The sequence below is a fragment of the Streptomyces sp. NPDC023723 genome (assembly GCF_040639815.1).
Classification (GTDB): Bacteria; Actinomycetota; Actinomycetes; order Streptomycetales; family Streptomycetaceae; genus Streptomyces.
Genome location: NZ_JBFAAP010000001.1, coordinates 98,578 through 116,787, shown reverse-complemented (window position 1 = coordinate 116,787; position 18,210 = coordinate 98,578). Strand labels below are relative to the sequence as shown.

Sequence of the window (18,210 nt, the reverse complement as noted above, 5' to 3'; positions counted from 1 at the left end):
GCGTGACCCGTAGTAGCAGAAGGCAGGTGGCTCCCTGATGGCCGAGCAGTTCGTCGGCTCCGGCTGGTCGTTCCCGTTGCGCATCGGGCCGACCGGCGGCATCGCCCTGGTCAGCGGCGAGAAGGAGATCGAGGAGGCCATCCGGCTGGTCCTGTCCACCGCGCCGGGCGAGCGGCCGATGCGCCCCGACTTCGGCTGCGCCATCCACGACCTGGTCTTCGCCCCGGTCAACGAGGAGACCGCCGGCCGCATCCAGCACGAGGTCTACCTCAGCCTCGACCGCTGGGAGCCGCGCATCGAGGTGGTGGACGTGGAGGTGACGGTGGGCGCCGAGGAGAGCACCCTCCTCATCGACGTGCGCTACTCGATCCGCGGTACCAACAACCCGCGCAGCCTCGTCTTCCCGTTCTACGTCATCCCCTCCCACGAGGAGCCGGGCGCACCGGCACCGTCCGACGGCCCCGGCAGCCTCCCCGAAAGCGATCTCTGATGCCCCTGCCCTCTCCCAACCTCGACGACCGGCGCTTCCAGCAGTTCGTCGACGACGCCAAGCGCTACATCCAGCAGCGCGCCCCGGAGTGGACCGACCACAACGTCTCCGACCCCGGCGTCACCCTCGTCGAGACGGTCGCGCACATGGCCGACCAGATCGTCTACCGCCTCAACCGGGTCCCGGAGAAGAACCACCTCGCCTTCCTGGACCTGGTCGGCATCACCCTCTTCCCGCCCACCGCGGCCCGCACCGACGTCACCTTCTGGCTGTCCGCACCGCAGGAAGAGGCCGTGTCCGTGCCGGTCGGCACCGAGGTCGCCACGCTGCGCACGGAGAGCGAGGAAGCCGTCGTCTTCGCCGTCGACCGGGACCTGCGCATCGTCCCCAGCGCCCTGCGCCACCTGGTCGTCCAGCAGCGCGGGCAGGCCGTCACCGACCGCACCCACGACCTCGCCGAGGGCACCGACATCATGTGCTTCGCGGAGTCCCCGAGCCCCGGCGACTGCATGCTGCTCGGCCTCACCGCCGCCGTGCCGCACTGCGCCGTCATCCTGGAACTCGACAGCCGCGTCGACGGCGTCGGCGTCGACCCCCGCCAGCCGCCCCTGGTCTGGGAGGCGTGGACCGAGGACGGCTGGCAGTCCTGCGACGTCGACCGCGACGGCACCGGCGGCCTCAACCGCCCCGGCGAGATCGTGCTGCACGTCCCCGGCAGCCACGTACTCTCCCGCACCGGCGGCCACGAGGCCGGCTGGCTGCGCTGCCGCGTCACCGAGCCGCTGGCCGACCAGCCCTTCTACACCACCTCCCCGACCGTCCGCTCCGCCGAGGCCTGCACCATCGGCGGCAGCACGCACGCCGTGCACGCCGAGACCGTCTACGACGAGGCGCTCGGCGAGTCCACCGGTCTGCCCGGCCAGCGGCTGCGCCTGGAACACGCCCCGGTGGTCGGCGACACCCCGCCGGTCCTGCTGCAGAGCGCCGAGCACGACGGCTGGGTGGACTGGGACGTCGTCCCGCACTTCGCGGGCTCCCGCCCCGACGACCGGCACATCACCCTGGACCCCACCACCGGCGAGATAGCCTTCGGCCCCTCGGTCCGCGAACCCGACGGCAGCCTGCGCCAGTACGGCATGGTCGCCCCCAAGGGCGCCGTCCTGCGCGCCCGCCGCTACCGCACCGGCGGCGGCCGGGCCGGCAACGTCGCCCGCGGCGCCGTCCGCATCCTGCGCACCTCCATCCCGTACGTCAGCGAGGTCGTCAACCGCGAGGCCGCCCGCGGCGGCGTGGACGGCGAGACCGTCGAGGAGGCCAAGGTCCGCGCCCCGATCACGCTGCGCGCCCAGGAACGCGCCGTCACCCTGCGCGACTACGAGGAACTCGCCCGCCGCGCCGCCCCGGAGACCGCCCGCATCACCTGCCTGGAGGGCGAGGAGAGCGACCACGGCGCCTACGCCGTCCGGGTCCTGGTCGTTCCGCAGGCCGTGCCCGACCCCGGCGGCCGGCTCCGCTTCGAACAGCTGGTTCCCGGCGACGCGCTGCTCGACCGCATCACCCGCTACCTCGACGTGCGGCGTCTGATCGGCACCCGGCTGGCCGTCGGCCCGCCGTTCTACCAGGGCGTCACCGTCGTCGCCACGCTGCACGCCTTCCGCGCCGCCGATACCGACAAGGTGCGCCGCCAGGCCCACGACGCCCTCTACCGCCACCTCGACCCGCTCACCGGCGGCGCCGACGGCAAGGGCTGGCCGTTCGGCCGCCCGGTCCAGGCCGGCGAGATCTTCGCCGTGCTCCAGCGCGTCCCGGGCGTCGAACTCGTCGACGAGGTCATCCTGCACCCCGCCGACCCGCTCACCGGCAAGCGCGGCGACGCCACCGACCGCATCGACCTGAGCGCCCCCTCGCTGGTCTTCTCCTTCGACCACCGGGTCCGCGTGATCGGAGACGACCGGTGAGCGCGCGCGGCGCCGTCGACAACCTCGGCTCCTCCGCCCCCATCGGCATGATGCTCCCGGCCGTCTTCGCCGACGACGACCTCGCGCAGCGGTTCGTCGGCGGCCTCGACGACACGATGGCGCCGATCCTCAACGTCCTGGACTGCCTGCACGCCTACTTCGTGCCGTCCCTCGCCCCCGCCGACTTCACCCGGTGGCTCGGCGACTGGGTCGGCGCGGAGACCGACGGCACCGAGGCCGACGACCGGCTGCGCGCCGCCGTCGCCGCCGCGGCCGCCCTGCACCGCGTACGGGGCACCCGGCGCGGCCTGTCCGAGGCGGTCCGGCTCGCCTTCGGCGTCGTACCCGAGATCACCGAGAGCGGCGGCGCCGAATGGAGCGCCCGCCCGCTCGGCCCGGTCCCCGGCGACCGGCGCCCGCACCTGCACGTCACCGTCCGCCTGCCCGACCCCGCTCCGGCGGACGCCCACCGCCTGGACGCCCTCGTGGCGGCTGCCCGCCCCGCTCACATGCCCTACACGGTCCAGGTGACCGCCGCCGAAAGGACTTCGGAGACATGACCACGCAGCAGCTCTGCGCGGAGTGCGGTACCCGGGCGGAGCCGGGCCAGTCGTTCTGCGACGCCTGCGGCTCCGTCCTCAGCTGGGAGTCGTCCTCCCGCTCCCGCTCCACCCCGAACCCGGAGTCCACCCCGGCCCCCGCCCCTGCGCCCGCTCCCACCCCCGCCCCGGCCCCGGTACCGGCCCCGGTACCGGCCCCCGCGGCCCCCGCGGCCCCCGCGGCCCAGGGCGGCACCCACCCTTCCCCCGCCCCGAACGCGGCCTACGGAACCTTCGCGAACCCGGCCCCGGAAGCCGCCCACCCGCACACCCCACCACCGCCCCCGACCGCCACCGCCGAAACCGCGGCCCTCCCCTCCGCCACCCCGCCCCCGCCGGCATCCGCGACACCCGCGCCCCCCACCCCCCCTGCCGCTCCTGCCTCCCCTGCCACTCCCGCCACTCCCGTCGCCCCGGACATGGGCGACACGATGGCCCACCGAGCCCGCTCCCTCCTGGTCCCGGTCGCCGACCCCGAGGCCCGCACCGTCCCCTCGGACCCGGCCGTCGCCCCCGTCCTCCCCGGCGTACCGATCGCCGAACGCCCCCAAGTACGGCCGGTGGGCCCCCAGGACGGCGAGAGCGGCCCGCCCTGCCCCTGGTGCGCCACGCCCAACCGCGTCGACCGCCACTACTGCGTCCGCTGCGCGATGCCGCTGGCCGGCGACGAACGGATGGACGCCCGCCCGCTCCCCTGGTGGCGCCGCCTGTTCCGGGGCTCCCAGGAGACCCCCTGGGCCGGCGACCGCCCCCGGCTGCGCCGCACCTTCGACCGGATCGGCACCTGGATCTGGGCCGCGATCGCGATCACCGCGGTGATCTGCGCCATCATCTACATCCCCGACGGCTACCAGGCCACCCGCGACCACTTCGCCAAGCGCGCCCCGGTCACCCCGGACTCGGTGAAGGCGTCCCGCTCCTACCCCGGCCACAAGCCCGAGCTGCTCTTCGACAAGCTCAGCAACACCTGGTGGGGACCGGGCGTGAACCAGTCCGGCGAGGGCCAGTGGGTCGAGGCCCACTTCAACGAGCCGGTCCGCCTGCTGGACGTACTGATCACCTCCGGCACCTCCAGCAAGGCCGACAAGCTCCAGGAGTCGGCCCTGCCGCACCGCGTCACCGCGAAGATCACCATGAAGGACGGCACCACCAAGACCCGCAGCCTCACCCTGGACCAGGCCGCCGGCGCCCAGAAGCGCTCCTTCCGGGTCGGCGAGATCACCGCGGTCCGCTTCACCATCGACACCTCGTACGGCTTCTCCAGCAAGAAGCAGGTGGCGATCGCCGAGATCGAGTTCTTCAGCCGCTCCCAGAGCAGCAGCTCCTGACCCACGGGCGCACCCGGTTCAATGGCCCCCGCCTCCCGGCGGGGGCCATTGAACTCTCCGCGCCTCCTGAGCAGTTGCGCGGATTCGCCGAGCCGGACCAGCAAGATCGCGAACTGCGCGCGAAGTAGTAGCCTGCCCGCGGCGCTCCGGGGGCCGGGGGCCGGGGACGACAGGGGGAACCAGTGAGCAAAGCCGTGACCGCAGTGGACGAGGTGCGGCGCAGACGCCGCTGGCGGGTGGGCCTCCTGATCGTCCTCGCATGCGTCCTGGGCGGGCTGGCCGTCCTCGCCGCCGCGTTCGTCACTTCCGAGACCGTCAACCGCCTCTGGGTCGAAGCCGAGCTGGCGAAGGACGGCTCGGCAAGAATCACCGAGGTGGTCGACTACGACTTCGGCACCGACTACCGCCACGGCATCTACCGGGACGTCCCCGGCCTGGACCCCGAGACGCGGGCGTCCGAGGTGGACGTCACCATGGACGGCGAGCCGGCCCCGTACGAGATCCAGCCCTACGGCGGGGACGACGACGAGACCCGGATACTGATCGGCGACCCGGACAGCACGGTCACCGGCCTCCACCGCTACCGGATCGTCTACCGGCTGCCCGATGTCGCGCACGACGGGCGACTCGCCTGGAACGCCGTCGGCACCGGCTGGTACGTCGGACTGAGGGACGTCGAGATCCAGGTGACCGCCCCCTACGCGCTGGACGACCCCAGCTGCGTCCGCGGCCGGGCGGGCTCTCGCACCGTCTGCGCGACCGACCGACCGGAACCGGGCCGGCTCACCTACGCGTTCGGCGCCCTGGCCGCCCACCGCGGGGTCACCGTCGCCGCGGACACCGGTGCCGCTCTCGCCGCCGCGCCGGACGCGTCCGCCGAACCCACCGGCGCGGTGCGGTCCACCGGCCGTCCCGGACTGCTCGATGTGCTGTTCCTGGTGGCCGGGTGCGTCCTGCTGGGCGGACTGGTCGCCGAGGGGGCGCAGCGGCTGGCCGGACGCGAGAAGGTCCACCGGGACGATCCGGCCGGTCCCGGCACGGACCCGGCAGGACCGGTCCGCCGCCTCGACATCACCCGGCTGCCCGCCCTCGTCCCCGAGGTGTCCGCCCCGCCCGCGGAACTCACCCCGGCCCAGGGCGGGTTCCTCCTTGGGGGGACCGACCCGCACTACCGGACGGCCTGGTTGCTGACCGCCGTGCGGGACGGCCACGTCGTCCTGGAGGGCGACGGCCCCCACCCCGTCCTGACCCGCCCTTCCCGCGAGGACGCCCCGCGCGACGACCGTGAGGTGCGGGAGGTGCTGGACCACATCTTCGCCGACCGCGACCGGATCACTCTGGGCCTCTCCTACGACCGGTCCTTCACCCGGGGCTGGCAGCGGATCGACGCCGGGCTCGGCACCTGGATGCGCGGGCTGCGGGACCGGCGTTCGGTCTCGATCGGCGACAAGGTGGCCAGTGCCGCCCCGGTCGCCCTGCTGGCCGGTGCCATCGGCGTCGTCGTCGGCGGGGTCGGCGCGGGCCGGCCGTACGGCTTCTGGACGGTGCTGCTGCCGGCCGTCGCCGCCCTCGCGGGTGCCGGTCTCGTGCTGACCGGGGCGTCCGAGGAACTGGGCCCCATGACGCCGCGGGGCAACGCCCTGTGGCTGCGGGTGGAGGGCTTCCGCCGGTATCTCGCCGGGGCCGGGTCCCGGCAGGCCGAGGAGGCCGCCGCGGCGGGTGTCCTCGACCTCTACACCCTCTGGGCGGTCGCGCTCGGCCAGGCCGACCACTGGTCGGCCGCCGTGACGGAGTCGACCACCGTCCCGGCCCGGCCCCGGCGGGACCCGTCCCTGCTCACACCGCTGCTCGCCCTGCTCGTGATCGACGCCATCACCTCGAACACCACACCGGTGTCCGTACCGAGTTCGTCGTCCGGCTTCTCGTCGTCGGCCTCGTCGGACTTCGGCGGCGGAGGATCCTCGGTGGGCGACGGAGCGGGCGGCGGTGGCGGCGGCTCATGGTGACCCACCCGGCACCGGGCGGCAGTCGAGGAGACCCAAAACGGAGCCGGGTACGGGCGCGGACCCCTTGGGAACATCAGAAAGGCCCGGGTCAGACGGCGTCTGTCCCGGGCCTTCACCGGAGCCCCCTGTCGGATTCGAACCGACGACCTACGCATTACAAGTGCGTTGCTCTGGCCGGACTGAGCTAAGGAGGCACCGCGCGCAACCATGCCGCACGCGAAGGCGGCTCCACTGTACACAGCCCCCGTTTCCCCTAGCCAGGACGTTCGCCGTCACCCCAGTTCATACGTGAACGCGTACGCCACCTCCGCCTCCCCGTGCCGTGCCGTGAACTCCCCCGTCCCGCGCAGCGCCGCCAGCTCTCCCGTCCCCGACCCGGCGATCACCTCGAAGGCGCAGTGCACGGTCCCGTCGGGGTCGAAGCGGCCGCGTTCCTCGACCGCGAAGGTGCCGTCCCGGCCGTCGAGGCGGCCGGTCAGCAGCTCCGTGCCGGTGAAGGTGCCGGTGCCGCCGGGGAGGTAGGTGATGACGTACTCGCAGACCGTGCCGGCCGCCTCGATGGAGCCGGTGAAGGTGTTGGTCACCGAGGCGCGGGCGACGCGGGGGCTGTCGTCGGCCGGGGTGACCGGGTGCTCCTTCCAGTCGGCGGCGGTGAAGTGGCCGGTGGTGCGGGTGCCGGGCATGGCGGGGTCCTCTCCGTCGGGCGTAGTGCTCCGGTGCGGTGCGGTCACCACTGTCGCTCCCGTACCTGACACCCTCTGTCAGGTACTCGCCCCGCCCGGCCACAATGGCCGCCATGCGCGCCGACCGGCTCCTCGCCCTGCTCCTGCTGCTCCAGAGCCGCGGCCGGATGACCGCGCCCGAACTCGCCGCCGAGCTGGAGGTGTCGGTGCGGACGGTCTACCGGGACGTGGAGGCGCTCGGCGCGGCCGGTGTCCCGGTGGCCGCCGACCGCGGGCCGGCCGGCGGCTACCGGCTGATGGACGGCTACCGGACCCGGCTGACCGGCCTGACCGGCGCCGAGGCCGGCTCGCTGTTCCTGGCCGGGGCACCGGGCCCGGCCCGGGAGCTGGGCCTCGGGCCGTTCCTGGCCTCGGCTCAGCTGAAGCTGCGGGCCGCGCTGCCGGCCCCGGCCGCCGGACGGGCGGCCCGCGTCCAGGAACGCTTCCACCTGGACACCCCGGCCTGGTTCCGGGACGCCGACCCGGTGCCGCACCTGGCGGCCGTCGCGCGGGCGGTCTGGGACCAGCGGACGCTGCGCGCCCGCTACCGGCGCTGGTCCGGCGCGCAGGCGCACCGCGAGGTCCACCCACTGGGCCTCGTCCTCAAGGGCGGCATCTGGTACCTGGTGGCAGCCGGGACGGACCGGCCGCCCCGCACGTACCGCGTCTCCCGCTTCCTCGACGCCGAGGTGACCGAGGAGACCTTCGAGCGTCCCGCCGGCTTCTCCCTCACCGCCTACTGGGCGCGGTCCGCCCAGCAGCTGGAGGCCCGGCTGCACCAGGGCACCGCCCGGCTGCGGATCTCTCCCCGGGGCCGCAGGCTGCTGCCGATGCTGTTCGGGGCGGCGGGGGCGCGCGCCCTGGCGGCGGCCGGGCCGCCGCCCGGCGGGGACGGCTGGAGCGAGGTGGAGCTGGCCGTCGAGGCGGCGCCGGTCGCGGTGGGCGACCTGCTGCGGCTGGGCGCGGAGGCGGAGGTGCTGGGGCCCGAGCCGCTGCGCCGGGCCGTCGCGGACACCGTCACGGAACTGGCCCGGCGCTACGGGCGGTCCGGCGAAGTTCACATGCCCTGAGGTACTGACAGACCAGGTGAACGCGGGGTACCGTCCTGACCCAGTTCACCTGTGTGGCCTACACCAGGCGCGAACCTCCACAACTGAACATCCACGGACACCACCGCGGACCCGGCGCGCTCGCGCCCACCGGTCCTCCGCTGTGGAACTCCTTCCTACAACGGATCGTCCGGCACGTTCCTGCCGGTAGAAGGGGGCCTTTCACCATGGCCACTGTCACGTTCGACAAGGCGACCCGGGTCTACCCGGGTTCCACCAAGCCCGCCGTCGACGGTCTCGACATCGACATCGCGGACGGCGAGTTCCTCGTCCTCGTCGGCCCGTCCGGCTGCGGCAAGTCGACCTCGCTGCGCATGCTCGCCGGCCTGGAGGACGTCAACGGCGGCGCCATCCGCATCGGTGACCGCGACGTCACCCACCTGCCGCCCAAGGACCGGGACATCGCCATGGTGTTCCAGAACTACGCGCTCTACCCGCACATGACGGTCGCCGACAACATGGGCTTCGCCCTGAAGATCGCCGGCGTCAACAAGGCGGAGATCCGGCAGAAGGTCGAGGAGGCCGCGAAGATCCTCGACCTGACCGAGTACCTGGACCGCAAGCCGAAGGCGCTCTCCGGCGGTCAGCGCCAGCGCGTCGCCATGGGCCGCGCGATCGTCCGTGAGCCGCAGGTCTTCCTCATGGACGAGCCGCTGTCCAACCTGGACGCCAAGCTCCGCGTGTCGACCCGTACGCAGATCGCCAGCCTCCAGCGCCGGCTGGGCATCACCACCGTCTACGTCACCCACGACCAGGTCGAGGCCATGACGATGGGCGACCGGGTGGCGGTCCTCAAGGACGGTCTGCTCCAGCAGGTCGACACCCCGCGCAACATGTACGACAAGCCCGCCAACCTCTTCGTCGCCGGCTTCATCGGCTCCCCCGCGATGAACCTCATCGAGGTGCCGATCACCGACGGCGGCGTGAAGTTCGGCAACAGCGTGGTGCCGGTCAACCGGGACGCGCTCAAGGCCGCCGCCGACCGCGGCGACCGCACGGTCACCGTCGGCGTCCGCCCCGAGCACTTCGACGTGGTGGAGCTGAACGGCGGCACCGCCGCGGGCCTGGCCAAGGACACCGCGGGCGCCCCGGCCGGCCTCGCGGTCTCGGTCAACGTCGTGGAGGAGACCGGCGCCGACGGCTTCGTCTACGGCGCGGTCCAGGTCGGCGGCGAGACCAAGGACCTGGTGGTCCGCGTCAACAGCCGTGCGGTGCCGGAGAAGGGCGCCAGCCTGCACGTCGTGCCGCAGCCGGGCGAGACCCACGTGTTCTCGTCCTCCACGGGCGAGCGGCTCACCGACTGACACCGGCGCAGATTCACCCGAGTTGACGAAAAGGGCCTCGCGGCGCTGCCGCGGGGCCCTTCCCGTTGTCGACAAATACCCCGGCACACCGCCCATTTCGACCTCTGTTCGTCAACTCCCCACCCCCGTCACCCCGCTTTCTCATCCCCCGAACCGGTGACTAAATGTCGCCAAATCATTACCGGACGCTACCCTCACTCGCGTGAAGCACTCCGTGAAGCACTCCACCGCCCTTCAGACGCGACGCGGCCGGGGGCCCGCCCGCCGGATCGGCCGCTCCCTCGCCTTCGTCCTGCCCGTCGTCCTGGTGCTCTCCGGGACCCTCGCGGTCACCCGGGTCAACTGGTCGGGCGCCCCGGCCGACTCGGTGCTCACCGCGTCGGACGCCGCCGCCCCCGAGGCGTCCTCGCCGGCCGCCGCCCGCGCCCCGCACGAGGTGCTGCGCGACCGGCTGCTGACCGAGCTCCAGGAGGAGGACCCGGGCGTCGCCCTCACCCACCTCCAGGAGGCCGTCAACGACCGCCCGTCGCTGGCCCGGCACTGCGCCTCCATCGCCCGCGCCCTCGGCCGCGCCGCGGTCCGCGTCTACGGCCCCACCCGCGCCCAGTCCTACTCCCGCCCGGTCTGCGACACGGCCTTCGCCTCCGGCGTCCTGTCCGCCCACGGATGACTCGCGGCCCGGCAGCGCGCCTCGAAGGGGTGCGGGGAACCACGCGACAGGCCGCGGCCTCCCCGCACCCCTTGAACCACCGCACCACTCGGCCCGGACCGCTACACACCGCAGCTCGAGGAATCTCACCCACGTAGGGTTCGGCCATGACCGACCCGACCACCACCCGCCGCCCCACCCAGGCCGTAGTCCTGGCCGGCGGCCAGGGCACCCGGCTGCGCCCGTACACCGACGACCGGCCCAAGCCGATGGTCGAGATCCCCGGCACGGGGACACCGATCATCGGTCACCAGCTCGCCTGGCTGGCCGAGGAGGGCGTGACGGACGTCGTCGTCTCCTGCGGGCACCTCGCCGAGGTGCTCCAGAAGTGGCTGGACACCGCCGACCTGCCGGTCTCCGTGACCACCGTCGTGGAGCCCGAGCCGCTCGGCCGCGGCGGCGGCCTGAAGTACGCCGCCGCCCGGCTGCCCCACCCGGACCGCCCCTGGTACGCCACCAACGGCGACATCTGGACCCGTTTCTCGCTGCGCGACATGGCCGACTTCCACGCCGAGCGGGACGCCGTCGCCACCCTCGCGCTGGCCCGCCCGCGGCTGCCGTGGGGCGCCGTGCAGACGGACGGCTTCGGCCGCATCACCGACTTCATCGAGGCGCCCCCGTCCACGTTCGAGATCAACGCGGGCGTCTACGTCTTCTCCTCGGCGTTCGCCGCGCTGCTCCCGGAGCGCGGTGACCACGAGCGGACCACGTTCCCCCGGCTGGCCCGCGAGCGCCGGCTGTCCGGCTTCCCGATCCCGCAGGGGTCCTACTGGCGGGCCATCGACACCGCGAAGGACCTCACGGAGGCCGCGAAGGAACTGGCCGCGCAGGGCCGCTGAGCGCCGCTGAGCCCGGACCGGCCGGGAAACACCGACGGGGCCCGCACCGGAAGGTGCGGGCCCCGCCCGTACGGTACGGCCGACTCAGCCCAGCAGACCGCCCACGAGCCCCGGACGCCCGGGGGACGTCGCCCCGCCGCCGTCGCCGCCGCCCCCGGTGTCGGTGCCGGTGCCGCTGCCCGCGCCGCCGGTCGCGGCACCGGTTCCGGCGCCCGGGCCGGCCCCGCCGCCGGACGGACCGGCGCTGGTGCTCGGGGCCTGTCCGGCCGGCGCGGACTGCTGCGGCGGGGCCTGCCCGCCGGTGGCGCCCTGGGTCTGGCTCGGCGTACCGCCGGTGGCGGCACCGCTGTCCGTCTCGCGGGTCGCGCCCGGCGTGGACGCGGCACCGCTGGGACCGGTCGTCGTGCCGGCGGTCGCGCCCTGCGACGGGGAACCGGCCGGCGCCTCGGGGCCGCCGCCCTTCCGCTCGCCGGGGTCGGCGGGGAGCGCGGAGCCCGGCAGTTCGTTGCGCGGTCCCTCGCCGGGGCCGGGCACCACCACCCGGTCCGCGTCGCGCACGGCACCGCCGAGCAGCGAGCCGACCAGCAGCGTCACGCCGGTCACCAGGAAGGTGATCAGGGCCCCGCGGCGCAGCACGTACCGGCGCAGGTCCCAGATGTGGGCGCGGGGGCCGAGCCGCCGCCAGGCGCCGCCGGCGAGCCGGCCGTCGACGGAGTAGACCGGCGCGCCGGCGATGACCAGCGGCGACCAGGCGGCCAAGTAGATGATGTCGGGCGCGTCGTAGACGGGGACGCTCTTCCAGCTCACGGTGAGCAGCAGGGCCGCCGACAGGAAGGCGCCGACCGCGGCGGCCACCCGCTGCCAGCAGCCGAGCACGGTCAGCACGCCGACGATGACCTGGAGGAAGGCGATGACCAGCCCGGAGCCGACCGGGTGGGCGAGCGCGAACTGCCGCAGCGGCTCGGCGACTTCCCACGGGTGCAGGGTGTTCAGCCACTTCACCATGGAGCCGCGCTCGCCGCCGTCGAAGTAGACCGGGTCGCAGAGCTTGCCCATGCCGGCGTAGACGGAGATGAAGCCGAGGAAGACGCGCAGCGGCAGCAGCACGACGCCGAGGTTCATCCGGCGGCCGGGGTAGTAGGCGTGCCGGGCGGGGTCGTCGGCGGGCCGGCCGGTGTGCGGGTCCGCCGCGTCGAGGTCGTCCTCGTAGCCGTGCTGGTAGCCGTCCGCCGGATAGCCGGGCGGCTGGAAGGCGGGTTCGTCGTAGGCGCTGCCGACGGTGCGCATGGCGGGCAGCAGCCGGGTGCCGTCGCCCCGGCCGCCGGTGCGCTGGGCGCCGACGACGGGGGTCGGGACGGTCCCCGGGCCGAGGTCGTCGTCGCGGTCGTCGTACTGGTCGCCGTATCCGCCGCCGCCCGCGACGCCGCCGTCGACGCGCGGGATGACCTGGGTGGTCCCGGCGTCGGCGGGCGCGGCGCCGGCCCGTACCGCCTGGAGCAGCCGGTGGGCACCGGAGTCGTCCGGGTCCGACCGGCCGCTCCAGACGACGGCCCGGCGCCGCGCGGGCGCGCCCGCGCGCTCGGCGGCGCCCACGACGGGGATGCGGGCGGTGTCCTGGGTGGCGCTCAGGTGCCGCGTGATCCGCGCGGACGTGGTCCGCCCCGCCGAGGCACCCAACCGGACGCGGAAACTCGCGTGGTTGACGATGACCTGGGCCGGATCGCTCGGCACCTTCACCATGCTCAGCGCGGGAGCGTCGTCGATTTCCGACGAGCGGTCCCCCGTGGGTGTGCGGGGTGTTCTGGTGTCCACACTCATCTAACCGAGTGACGTGACGTTAGGACACTGTCTTGACCGGCCGGATCTGTCCGGACCCCGTCAAGATCAACCGCACCGCTGCGGTGCTGGTCAGGACCGCTTGCGGGCCGCCTCGTAGAGCACGACGCCCGCCGCCACACCGGCGTTGAGCGACTCCGCGCCGCCCGGCATCGGAATCCGCACCCGGTAGTCGCAGGTCTCGCCGACCAGCCGGGACAGGCCCTTGCCCTCGCTGCCGACGACGATCACGACCGGCCCGCCCAGCGCGGCCAGCTCGCCGACCTCGGTCTCCCCGTCGGCGGCGAGTCCGACCACCGTCATCCCCGCCTTCTTGTACTGCTCCAGGGCGCGGGTCAGGTTGGTGGCGCGGGCGACCGGCGTACGGGCGGCGGTGCCGGCGGACGTCTTCCAGGCGCCGGCGGTCATCCCGGCGGCGCGCCGCTCGGGCACGACCACGCCGTGCCCGCCGAACGCCGCGACGGACCGGACGACGGCACCGAGGTTGCGCGGGTCGGTCACCCCGTCCAGGGCGACGATCAGCGCGTCCTGGCCGGCGTCGGCGGCGTCGGCCAGCAGGTCCTCGGGGTGCGCGTACTCGTAGGGCGGCACCTGGAGCACCAGCCCCTGGTGGTTGAGCCCGTTGGTCATCCGGTCCAGCTCGGGCCGGGGCGCCTCCATGAGGTTGATGCCGCCGCGGTCGGCGGCGAGCTGGAGTGCCTCGCGGACCCGCTCGTCGCTGTCGATGAACTGCTGGACGTAGAGCGTGGAGGCGGGCACGCCGCCGCGCAGCGCCTCGACGACCGGGTTGCGGCCGACGACCATCTCGGAGGCCGACCGGCCGCCGCGCCGGGCCTGCGTGCGGCCCTGGGTACGGCGGGCCTTGGCGTTGGCGACGCGCTGCTTGGCGTGTCCCTTGCGCATCTCGGCGGGCGGGGTGGGTCCCTTGCCTTCCAGGCCCCGGCGTCGCTGGCCGCCACTGCCGACCTGCGCGCCCTTCTTGCCGGACATGCGGCGGTTGTTAGCGGCCATGAGTACGGGTCTCGCTTCCTGAGCTGTGGTCGGTACGTTCTATGCAGTGTGCCGCCCGGGAGGCCGGGCGGCACAGTCGATCTTCGGTGACCGAGGGGAACCGGGTGCGGTTCAGCGGGGGCCGAGGCTCCAGCGCGGGCCCTGCGGGCTGTCCTCGATGACCAGCCCGGACTGGCCGAGCCGGTCCCGGATGGCGTCCGCGGTGGCCCAGTCCTTGCGGCCCCGGGCCGCCTCCCGCTGGTCGAGCACGAGGCGTACGAGGCTGTCGACGACGCCGTTGAGGTCCTCACCGGTCTCGGCGTCGCCGGCCCAGCGGGCGTCCAGCGGGTCGAGTCCCAGTACCCCGAGCATGGCCCGCACCTCGGCGAGCCGCGCCACGGCGGCCTCCTTGTCGTCGGCGGCCAGCGCGCTGTTGCCCTGCCGGACGGTGGTGTGCAGGACGGCGAGCGCCTGCGGGACGCCCAGGTCGTCGTCCATCGCGTCGGCGAAGGCGGGCGGCACCTCGGCGGCGGGTTCCACGGCGATGCCGGCCAGTTCGGCGGCGCGCTGCACGAACCCTTCGATCCGGGCGAACGCCGTCTCCGCCTCGCGCAGCGACTCCTCGCTGTACTCGATGGTGGAGCGGTAGTGCGGGGTGCCCAGGTAGTAGCGGAGCACGATCGGCCGCCACTGCTTGACCATCTCGCTGACGAGTACCGAGTTGCCGAGCGACTTGGACATCTTCTCGCCGCTCATGGTGACCCAGGCGTTGTGCACCCAGTACCGGGCGAAGGCGTCGCCGAAGCCTCTGGCCTGGGCGATCTCGTTCTCGTGGTGCGGGAAGATCAGGTCGATCCCGCCGCCGTGGATGTCGAACTCGCGGCCCAGGTACTTGTGCGCCATCGCCGAGCACTCCAGGTGCCAGCCGGGCCGCCCGCGTCCCCAGGGCGTCTCCCAGCTCGGCTCGCCGGGCCGGGCCGCCTTCCACATGGCGAAGTCGCGGGGGTCGCGCTTGCCGGTCTCGCCCTCGCCGGCGGGCTGGCGCAGTTCGTCGATGTCCTGGTTGGACAGCGACAGGTACCCCGGCAGCGACCGCACGTCGAAGTAGACGCTGCCCTCGGCCTCGTAGGCGTGGCCGCGCTCGATGAGGCCGCGCATCATCTCGACCATCTCGGTGATGTGCCCGGTGGCGCGCGGCTCGTAGGTCGGCGGCAGGCAGCCGAGGGCGGCGTAGGCGTCGTTGAACGCCCGCTCGTTCTCGTACCCGATGGACCACCAGGGGCGGTTCTGCTCCGCCGCCTTCTTGATGATCTTGTCGTCGATGTCGGTGACGTTGCGGATGAACGTGACGTCGTAGCCGCGGTGGGCGAACCAGCGGCGCATGATGTCGAAGTTCAGCCCCGACCGGATGTGCCCGATGTGCGGGGCGGCCTGCACGGTGGCACCACACAGGTAGATCGAGACACAGCCCGGCACGAGGGGGGCGAAGTCACGGATCTGCCGGGCGCTGGTGTCGTACAGCCGAATAGTCACGAGTCCAGGGTAGTGGGCCGCGAGCAGTGCCCCATGACTTTTGGGCGGGTGAGGGTCCCCCCTCCCGGGTCCGGGCGGGGGGACTGCTCTTTTCTTGTCTTTTCTTCTCTACTGACCGGTCTTCTCTACTGACCGAGCCGGGTGGACGGGTGCTCCGGTCCCCGCTCGGCGACGACCAGCGCCGTCGCCACCGCCATCAGTCCCTCGCCCCGCCCCGGGAAGCCCAGCCCGTCCGTGGTCGCGCCGGACACCGACACCGGTGCTCCGGCCGCGGCGGAGAGGATCCGCTCCGCCTCCGCCCGCCGCTTGCCGACCTTCGGCCGCGCGCCGACCACCTGTACGGCGACGTTCCCGATCCGGAACCCCGCCGCCCGCACGATCCGCGCCGCCTCCGTCAGCAGCGTCACCCCGGACGCCCCGGACCACTGCGGCCGGCCGGTCCCGAAGTGCTGGCCGAGGTCGCCGAGCCCGGCCGCCGAGAACAGCGCGTTGCAGGCCGCGTGCGCGACCACGTCCGCGTCCGAGTGCCCGGCCAGTCCCGGGCCCTCGCCCTCCCACTTCAGGCCGGCGCACCACAGCTCCCGCCCGTCCTCGAAGGCGTGGATGTCGGTGCCGATGCCGACCCTGGGCAACAACGGGTCAGAAGCCATCGTTCAGCCTCCTGCGGGCCACGACCGCCTCCGCCAGCACCAGGTCCAGCGGCCGCGTCACCTTGAACGCCTCCTCGTGCCCCGGCACCACCACGACGGCCGGCCCGAGCTGCTCGACCATGCTCGCGTCGTCGGTCACGTTCTCCGTCACGGTCTCGTGCGCCCGTACCAGGATCTCCCGGTCGAAGCCCTGCGGGGTCTGCACCGCGCGCAGCCGGGCCCGCTCGGGGGTCGCCACCACCGGCTCCGGGCCGCCCGGCGCGGTGGCCGGCGCGACCTCCTTCACGGTGTCGGCGAGCGGCAGCGCCGGTACCACCGCCGGCGCGCCGCCGCGCACCGCCTCGATGACGGAGTCCACCGTGTCGACCGGCACCAGCGGCCGGGCGGCGTCGTGCACGAGGACGACGTCGTACTCGGGCGGCAGCGCGCCGAGGCCGAGCCGGACGGACTCCTGCCGGGACGCCCCGCCGGGCACCACCGTGAAGTCGGTCCGCTCGGGCAGGGCGTGGGCGTCGAGCAGGCTCTTGACCTCGGCGGCCCCGTCGGGCGGCGCGACCACGACGACCAGGGAGACCGCCCGGGAGGCGGCCATCGCGCGGACGGCGTGGATGAGCATGGGCGTGCCGGCGAGCATGCGCAGGGCCTTGGGGGCGCCCGGACCGAGGCGCACACCCCGTCCGGCGGCGGGGATCACGGCGGCGGTACGGGACCCGGCGGACCCGCCCGCCGGGCCGCTCTCGGAGCCGTTCGCGGCGGCAACCACGGGCGAGGGACGCGATTCGTCAGACATCGGTTCCTGTCAGGTTTGTGTGCTGGCCTGGCGTGGGTATGGCCCTGGGAGTGCCGGGCGCGACGCCTTGACCGGTCCCTTCCGTGACACCGGTCGAGACAGCTGCCCGGGCCCGGCACACCAGGACCGGGGAAGACATTCTCCGGGTGCGGGGACCCGGGCGCGAACATGCCGCAGCGCCCGCGACGGCAAAGACGTCATCGGGCACCGCGGCATTTCATGTGTGGAACCGAGCGGTGGGAAACGGGGCGGTTCCGCCGTGCTTCAGGAGGAATGCCTCAGGAGGGGGATCCTCAGGAGGCGAGCACCTCGTCGAGCAGCGCTTCGGCCTTGTCCTCGTTGGTGTTCTCCGCGAGAGCCAGCTCGCTCACCAGGATCTGGCGGGCCTTGGCGAGCATGCGCTTCTCACCGGCGGAGAGTCCGCGCTCACGCTCCCGGCGCCACAGGTCACGTACCACCTCCGCGACCTTGATGACATCGCCGGAGGCGAGCTTCTCCAGGTTTGCCTTGTAACGACGCGACCAGTTCGTGGGCTCCTCGGCGTACGGCGCGCGCAGCACCTCGAAGACCCGGTCCAGCCCGTCCTGACCGACCACATCACGCACGCCGACGAACTCCGCATTGTCCGCTGGCACACGTACCGTCAGGTCGCCCTGGGCGACCTTCAGCACCAAGTAGGTCTTGTCCACGCCTTTGATCTGGCGAGTTTCGATAGCCTCGATCAGCGCGGCCCCGTGATGGGGATAGACCACGGTGTCGCCAACCTTGAACGTCATGTGACAGGTACCCCTTCCGTGGCTATCCAGGGTAACACGGAAACGGCGGGTTCTGAATGGCGTTTTCGCAGGTCAGGGCATATCTCGGGGCTTGACAACAGCAACCGGAACGTGCTGCGCGGGCCGATCGGAGGCAGGTATTCGCAGGTCGGAGCGGCTCTTCGGGGTGGGCGAAACACCGCCGTCACACATGTCCGGAGGACCGGCCACGCGACCGAACATCCCCATATGTCCGATTCCATCCGTGCGACTTCCGCTACTCCGTTCGGTGTCCGGAGCGGGCTTCCGGACGATTCCGGAATTGATCACGACACGTTCGTGCCGCGTTCGCACTACCCGGCTCGTGATCAATTCCGCGGCCGCCCGCGCATTCCGCACGGAAAATGTGCGGTCCGTTCGGCGGCCGGTATGCCGGACGGGTTCTTATCCGAATGGCGGATGCGCGGGCGGCTCAATGCGACCGGTGGGGACCGTGCGGAACGGGCCGCTCTCCGGGCGAAGCGGGAGCCCAGGGGGAGGGTCGGGTGCGGCGGCGGACGGCCCGGTCGGTAACCTGAAGCCGCTGACCACC

General features: G+C 73.4%; 16 protein-coding genes and 1 tRNA gene. 9 read left to right on the top strand and 8 right to left on the bottom strand.

From position 1 onward, the window contains the following. The first annotated feature begins 37 nt into the window (after positions 1-37). The 5 genes from AB0G32_RS00640 to AB0G32_RS00620 all read left to right on the top strand — a co-directional run bounded on the left by AB0G32_RS00640 (position 38) and on the right by AB0G32_RS00620 (position 6,381). Positions 38-490, top strand: coding sequence for a GPW/gp25 family protein (locus AB0G32_RS00640; protein WP_361156148.1), 453 nt, complete (start codon positions 38-40; stop codon positions 488-490). Further along, entirely contained in the window at positions 490-2,448 is a 1,959-nt protein-coding gene (locus tag AB0G32_RS00635; RefSeq protein ID WP_361156145.1) for a putative baseplate assembly protein, read from the top strand. Before AB0G32_RS00640 ends, AB0G32_RS00635 begins: the two co-directional genes overlap by 1 nt. Further along, on the top strand, positions 2,445-3,008 hold the full coding sequence (locus AB0G32_RS00630) for a phage tail protein (RefSeq protein ID WP_361156142.1): 564 nt from the start codon (positions 2,445-2,447) through the stop codon (positions 3,006-3,008). The genes AB0G32_RS00635 and AB0G32_RS00630 overlap by 4 nt, the downstream gene beginning before the upstream one ends. Next, the gene (locus AB0G32_RS00625; protein ID WP_361156139.1) at positions 3,005-4,375 is read left to right on the top strand and encodes a zinc ribbon domain-containing protein; all 1,371 of its coding nucleotides are present in this window, start codon (positions 3,005-3,007) and stop codon (positions 4,373-4,375) included. Before AB0G32_RS00630 ends, AB0G32_RS00625 begins: the two co-directional genes overlap by 4 nt. A 194-nt stretch (positions 4,376-4,569) precedes the next feature. After that, positions 4,570-6,381 carry a DUF2207 domain-containing protein gene (locus tag AB0G32_RS00620; protein ID WP_361156136.1) on the top strand — a complete coding sequence of 604 codons (1,812 nt, stop codon included), beginning with the start codon at positions 4,570-4,572 and terminating at the stop codon, positions 6,379-6,381. A gap of 119 nt (positions 6,382-6,500) precedes the next feature. On the opposite strand, the gene AB0G32_RS00615 is transcribed toward AB0G32_RS00620, so the two are convergent. Together AB0G32_RS00615 and AB0G32_RS00610 are read right to left on the bottom strand one after the other, a co-directional pair. Further along, positions 6,501-6,575 (bottom strand) — tRNA-Thr (locus AB0G32_RS00615). Between the two features lie 78 nt (positions 6,576-6,653). Then, positions 6,654-7,064, bottom strand: coding sequence for a DUF3224 domain-containing protein (locus tag AB0G32_RS00610; RefSeq protein WP_361156133.1), 411 nt, complete (start codon positions 7,062-7,064; stop codon positions 6,654-6,656). A 113-nt stretch (positions 7,065-7,177) separates the two neighbouring features. Between AB0G32_RS00610 and AB0G32_RS00605 the strand changes: the two genes are divergently transcribed. The 4 genes from AB0G32_RS00605 to AB0G32_RS00590 all read left to right on the top strand — a co-directional run bounded on the left by AB0G32_RS00605 (position 7,178) and on the right by AB0G32_RS00590 (position 11,064). Then, a complete protein-coding gene (locus AB0G32_RS00605; protein WP_361156130.1) occupies positions 7,178-8,173 on the top strand; it encodes a WYL domain-containing protein in 996 nt (331 codons plus the stop codon). A 206-nt stretch (positions 8,174-8,379) separates the two neighbouring features. Further along, the gene (gene msiK, locus AB0G32_RS00600) at positions 8,380-9,516 is read left to right on the top strand and encodes a diacetylchitobiose ABC transporter ATP-binding protein MsiK (protein WP_361156127.1); all 1,137 of its coding nucleotides are present in this window, start codon (positions 8,380-8,382) and stop codon (positions 9,514-9,516) included. Positions 9,517-9,730: 214 nt separating this feature from the next. Beyond that, positions 9,731-10,186, top strand: coding sequence for a hypothetical protein (locus AB0G32_RS00595; protein ID WP_361157115.1), 456 nt, complete (start codon positions 9,731-9,733; stop codon positions 10,184-10,186). Positions 10,187-10,332: 146 nt separating this feature from the next. Then, positions 10,333-11,064, top strand: a complete 732-nt coding sequence (locus AB0G32_RS00590) for a nucleotidyltransferase family protein (RefSeq protein WP_361156125.1) — start codon at positions 10,333-10,335, stop codon at positions 11,062-11,064. A gap of 84 nt (positions 11,065-11,148) precedes the next feature. Here the strand turns inward: AB0G32_RS00590 and AB0G32_RS00585 are convergent, their stop codons facing one another. The 6 genes from AB0G32_RS00585 to AB0G32_RS00560 form a co-directional block, all read right to left on the bottom strand. After that, positions 11,149-12,882: a DoxX family membrane protein gene (locus AB0G32_RS00585; protein WP_361156123.1), complete on the bottom strand. Its 1,734-nt coding sequence runs from the start codon at positions 12,880-12,882 to the stop codon at positions 11,149-11,151. A gap of 90 nt (positions 12,883-12,972) precedes the next feature. Continuing rightward, entirely contained in the window at positions 12,973-13,911 is a 939-nt protein-coding gene (gene rlmB / locus AB0G32_RS00580) for a 23S rRNA (guanosine(2251)-2'-O)-methyltransferase RlmB (RefSeq protein ID WP_361156120.1), read from the bottom strand. Between the two features lie 111 nt (positions 13,912-14,022). Then, positions 14,023-15,423, bottom strand: a complete 1,401-nt coding sequence (gene cysS, locus AB0G32_RS00575; protein WP_361156117.1) for a cysteine--tRNA ligase — start codon at positions 15,421-15,423, stop codon at positions 14,023-14,025. Between the two features lie 125 nt (positions 15,424-15,548). Further along, the gene (gene ispF, locus AB0G32_RS00570) at positions 15,549-16,073 is read right to left on the bottom strand and encodes a 2-C-methyl-D-erythritol 2,4-cyclodiphosphate synthase (protein ID WP_361156115.1); all 525 of its coding nucleotides are present in this window, start codon (positions 16,071-16,073) and stop codon (positions 15,549-15,551) included. Next, on the bottom strand, positions 16,063-16,863 hold the full coding sequence (ispD, locus tag AB0G32_RS00565; protein WP_361156112.1) for a 2-C-methyl-D-erythritol 4-phosphate cytidylyltransferase: 801 nt from the start codon (positions 16,861-16,863) through the stop codon (positions 16,063-16,065). The genes ispF and ispD overlap by 11 nt, the downstream gene beginning before the upstream one ends. 293 nt (positions 16,864-17,156) lie before the next feature. Next, positions 17,157-17,639, bottom strand: coding sequence for a CarD family transcriptional regulator (locus AB0G32_RS00560; RefSeq protein ID WP_003953493.1), 483 nt, complete (start codon positions 17,637-17,639; stop codon positions 17,157-17,159). Between the last annotated feature and the right edge of the window lie 571 nt (positions 17,640-18,210).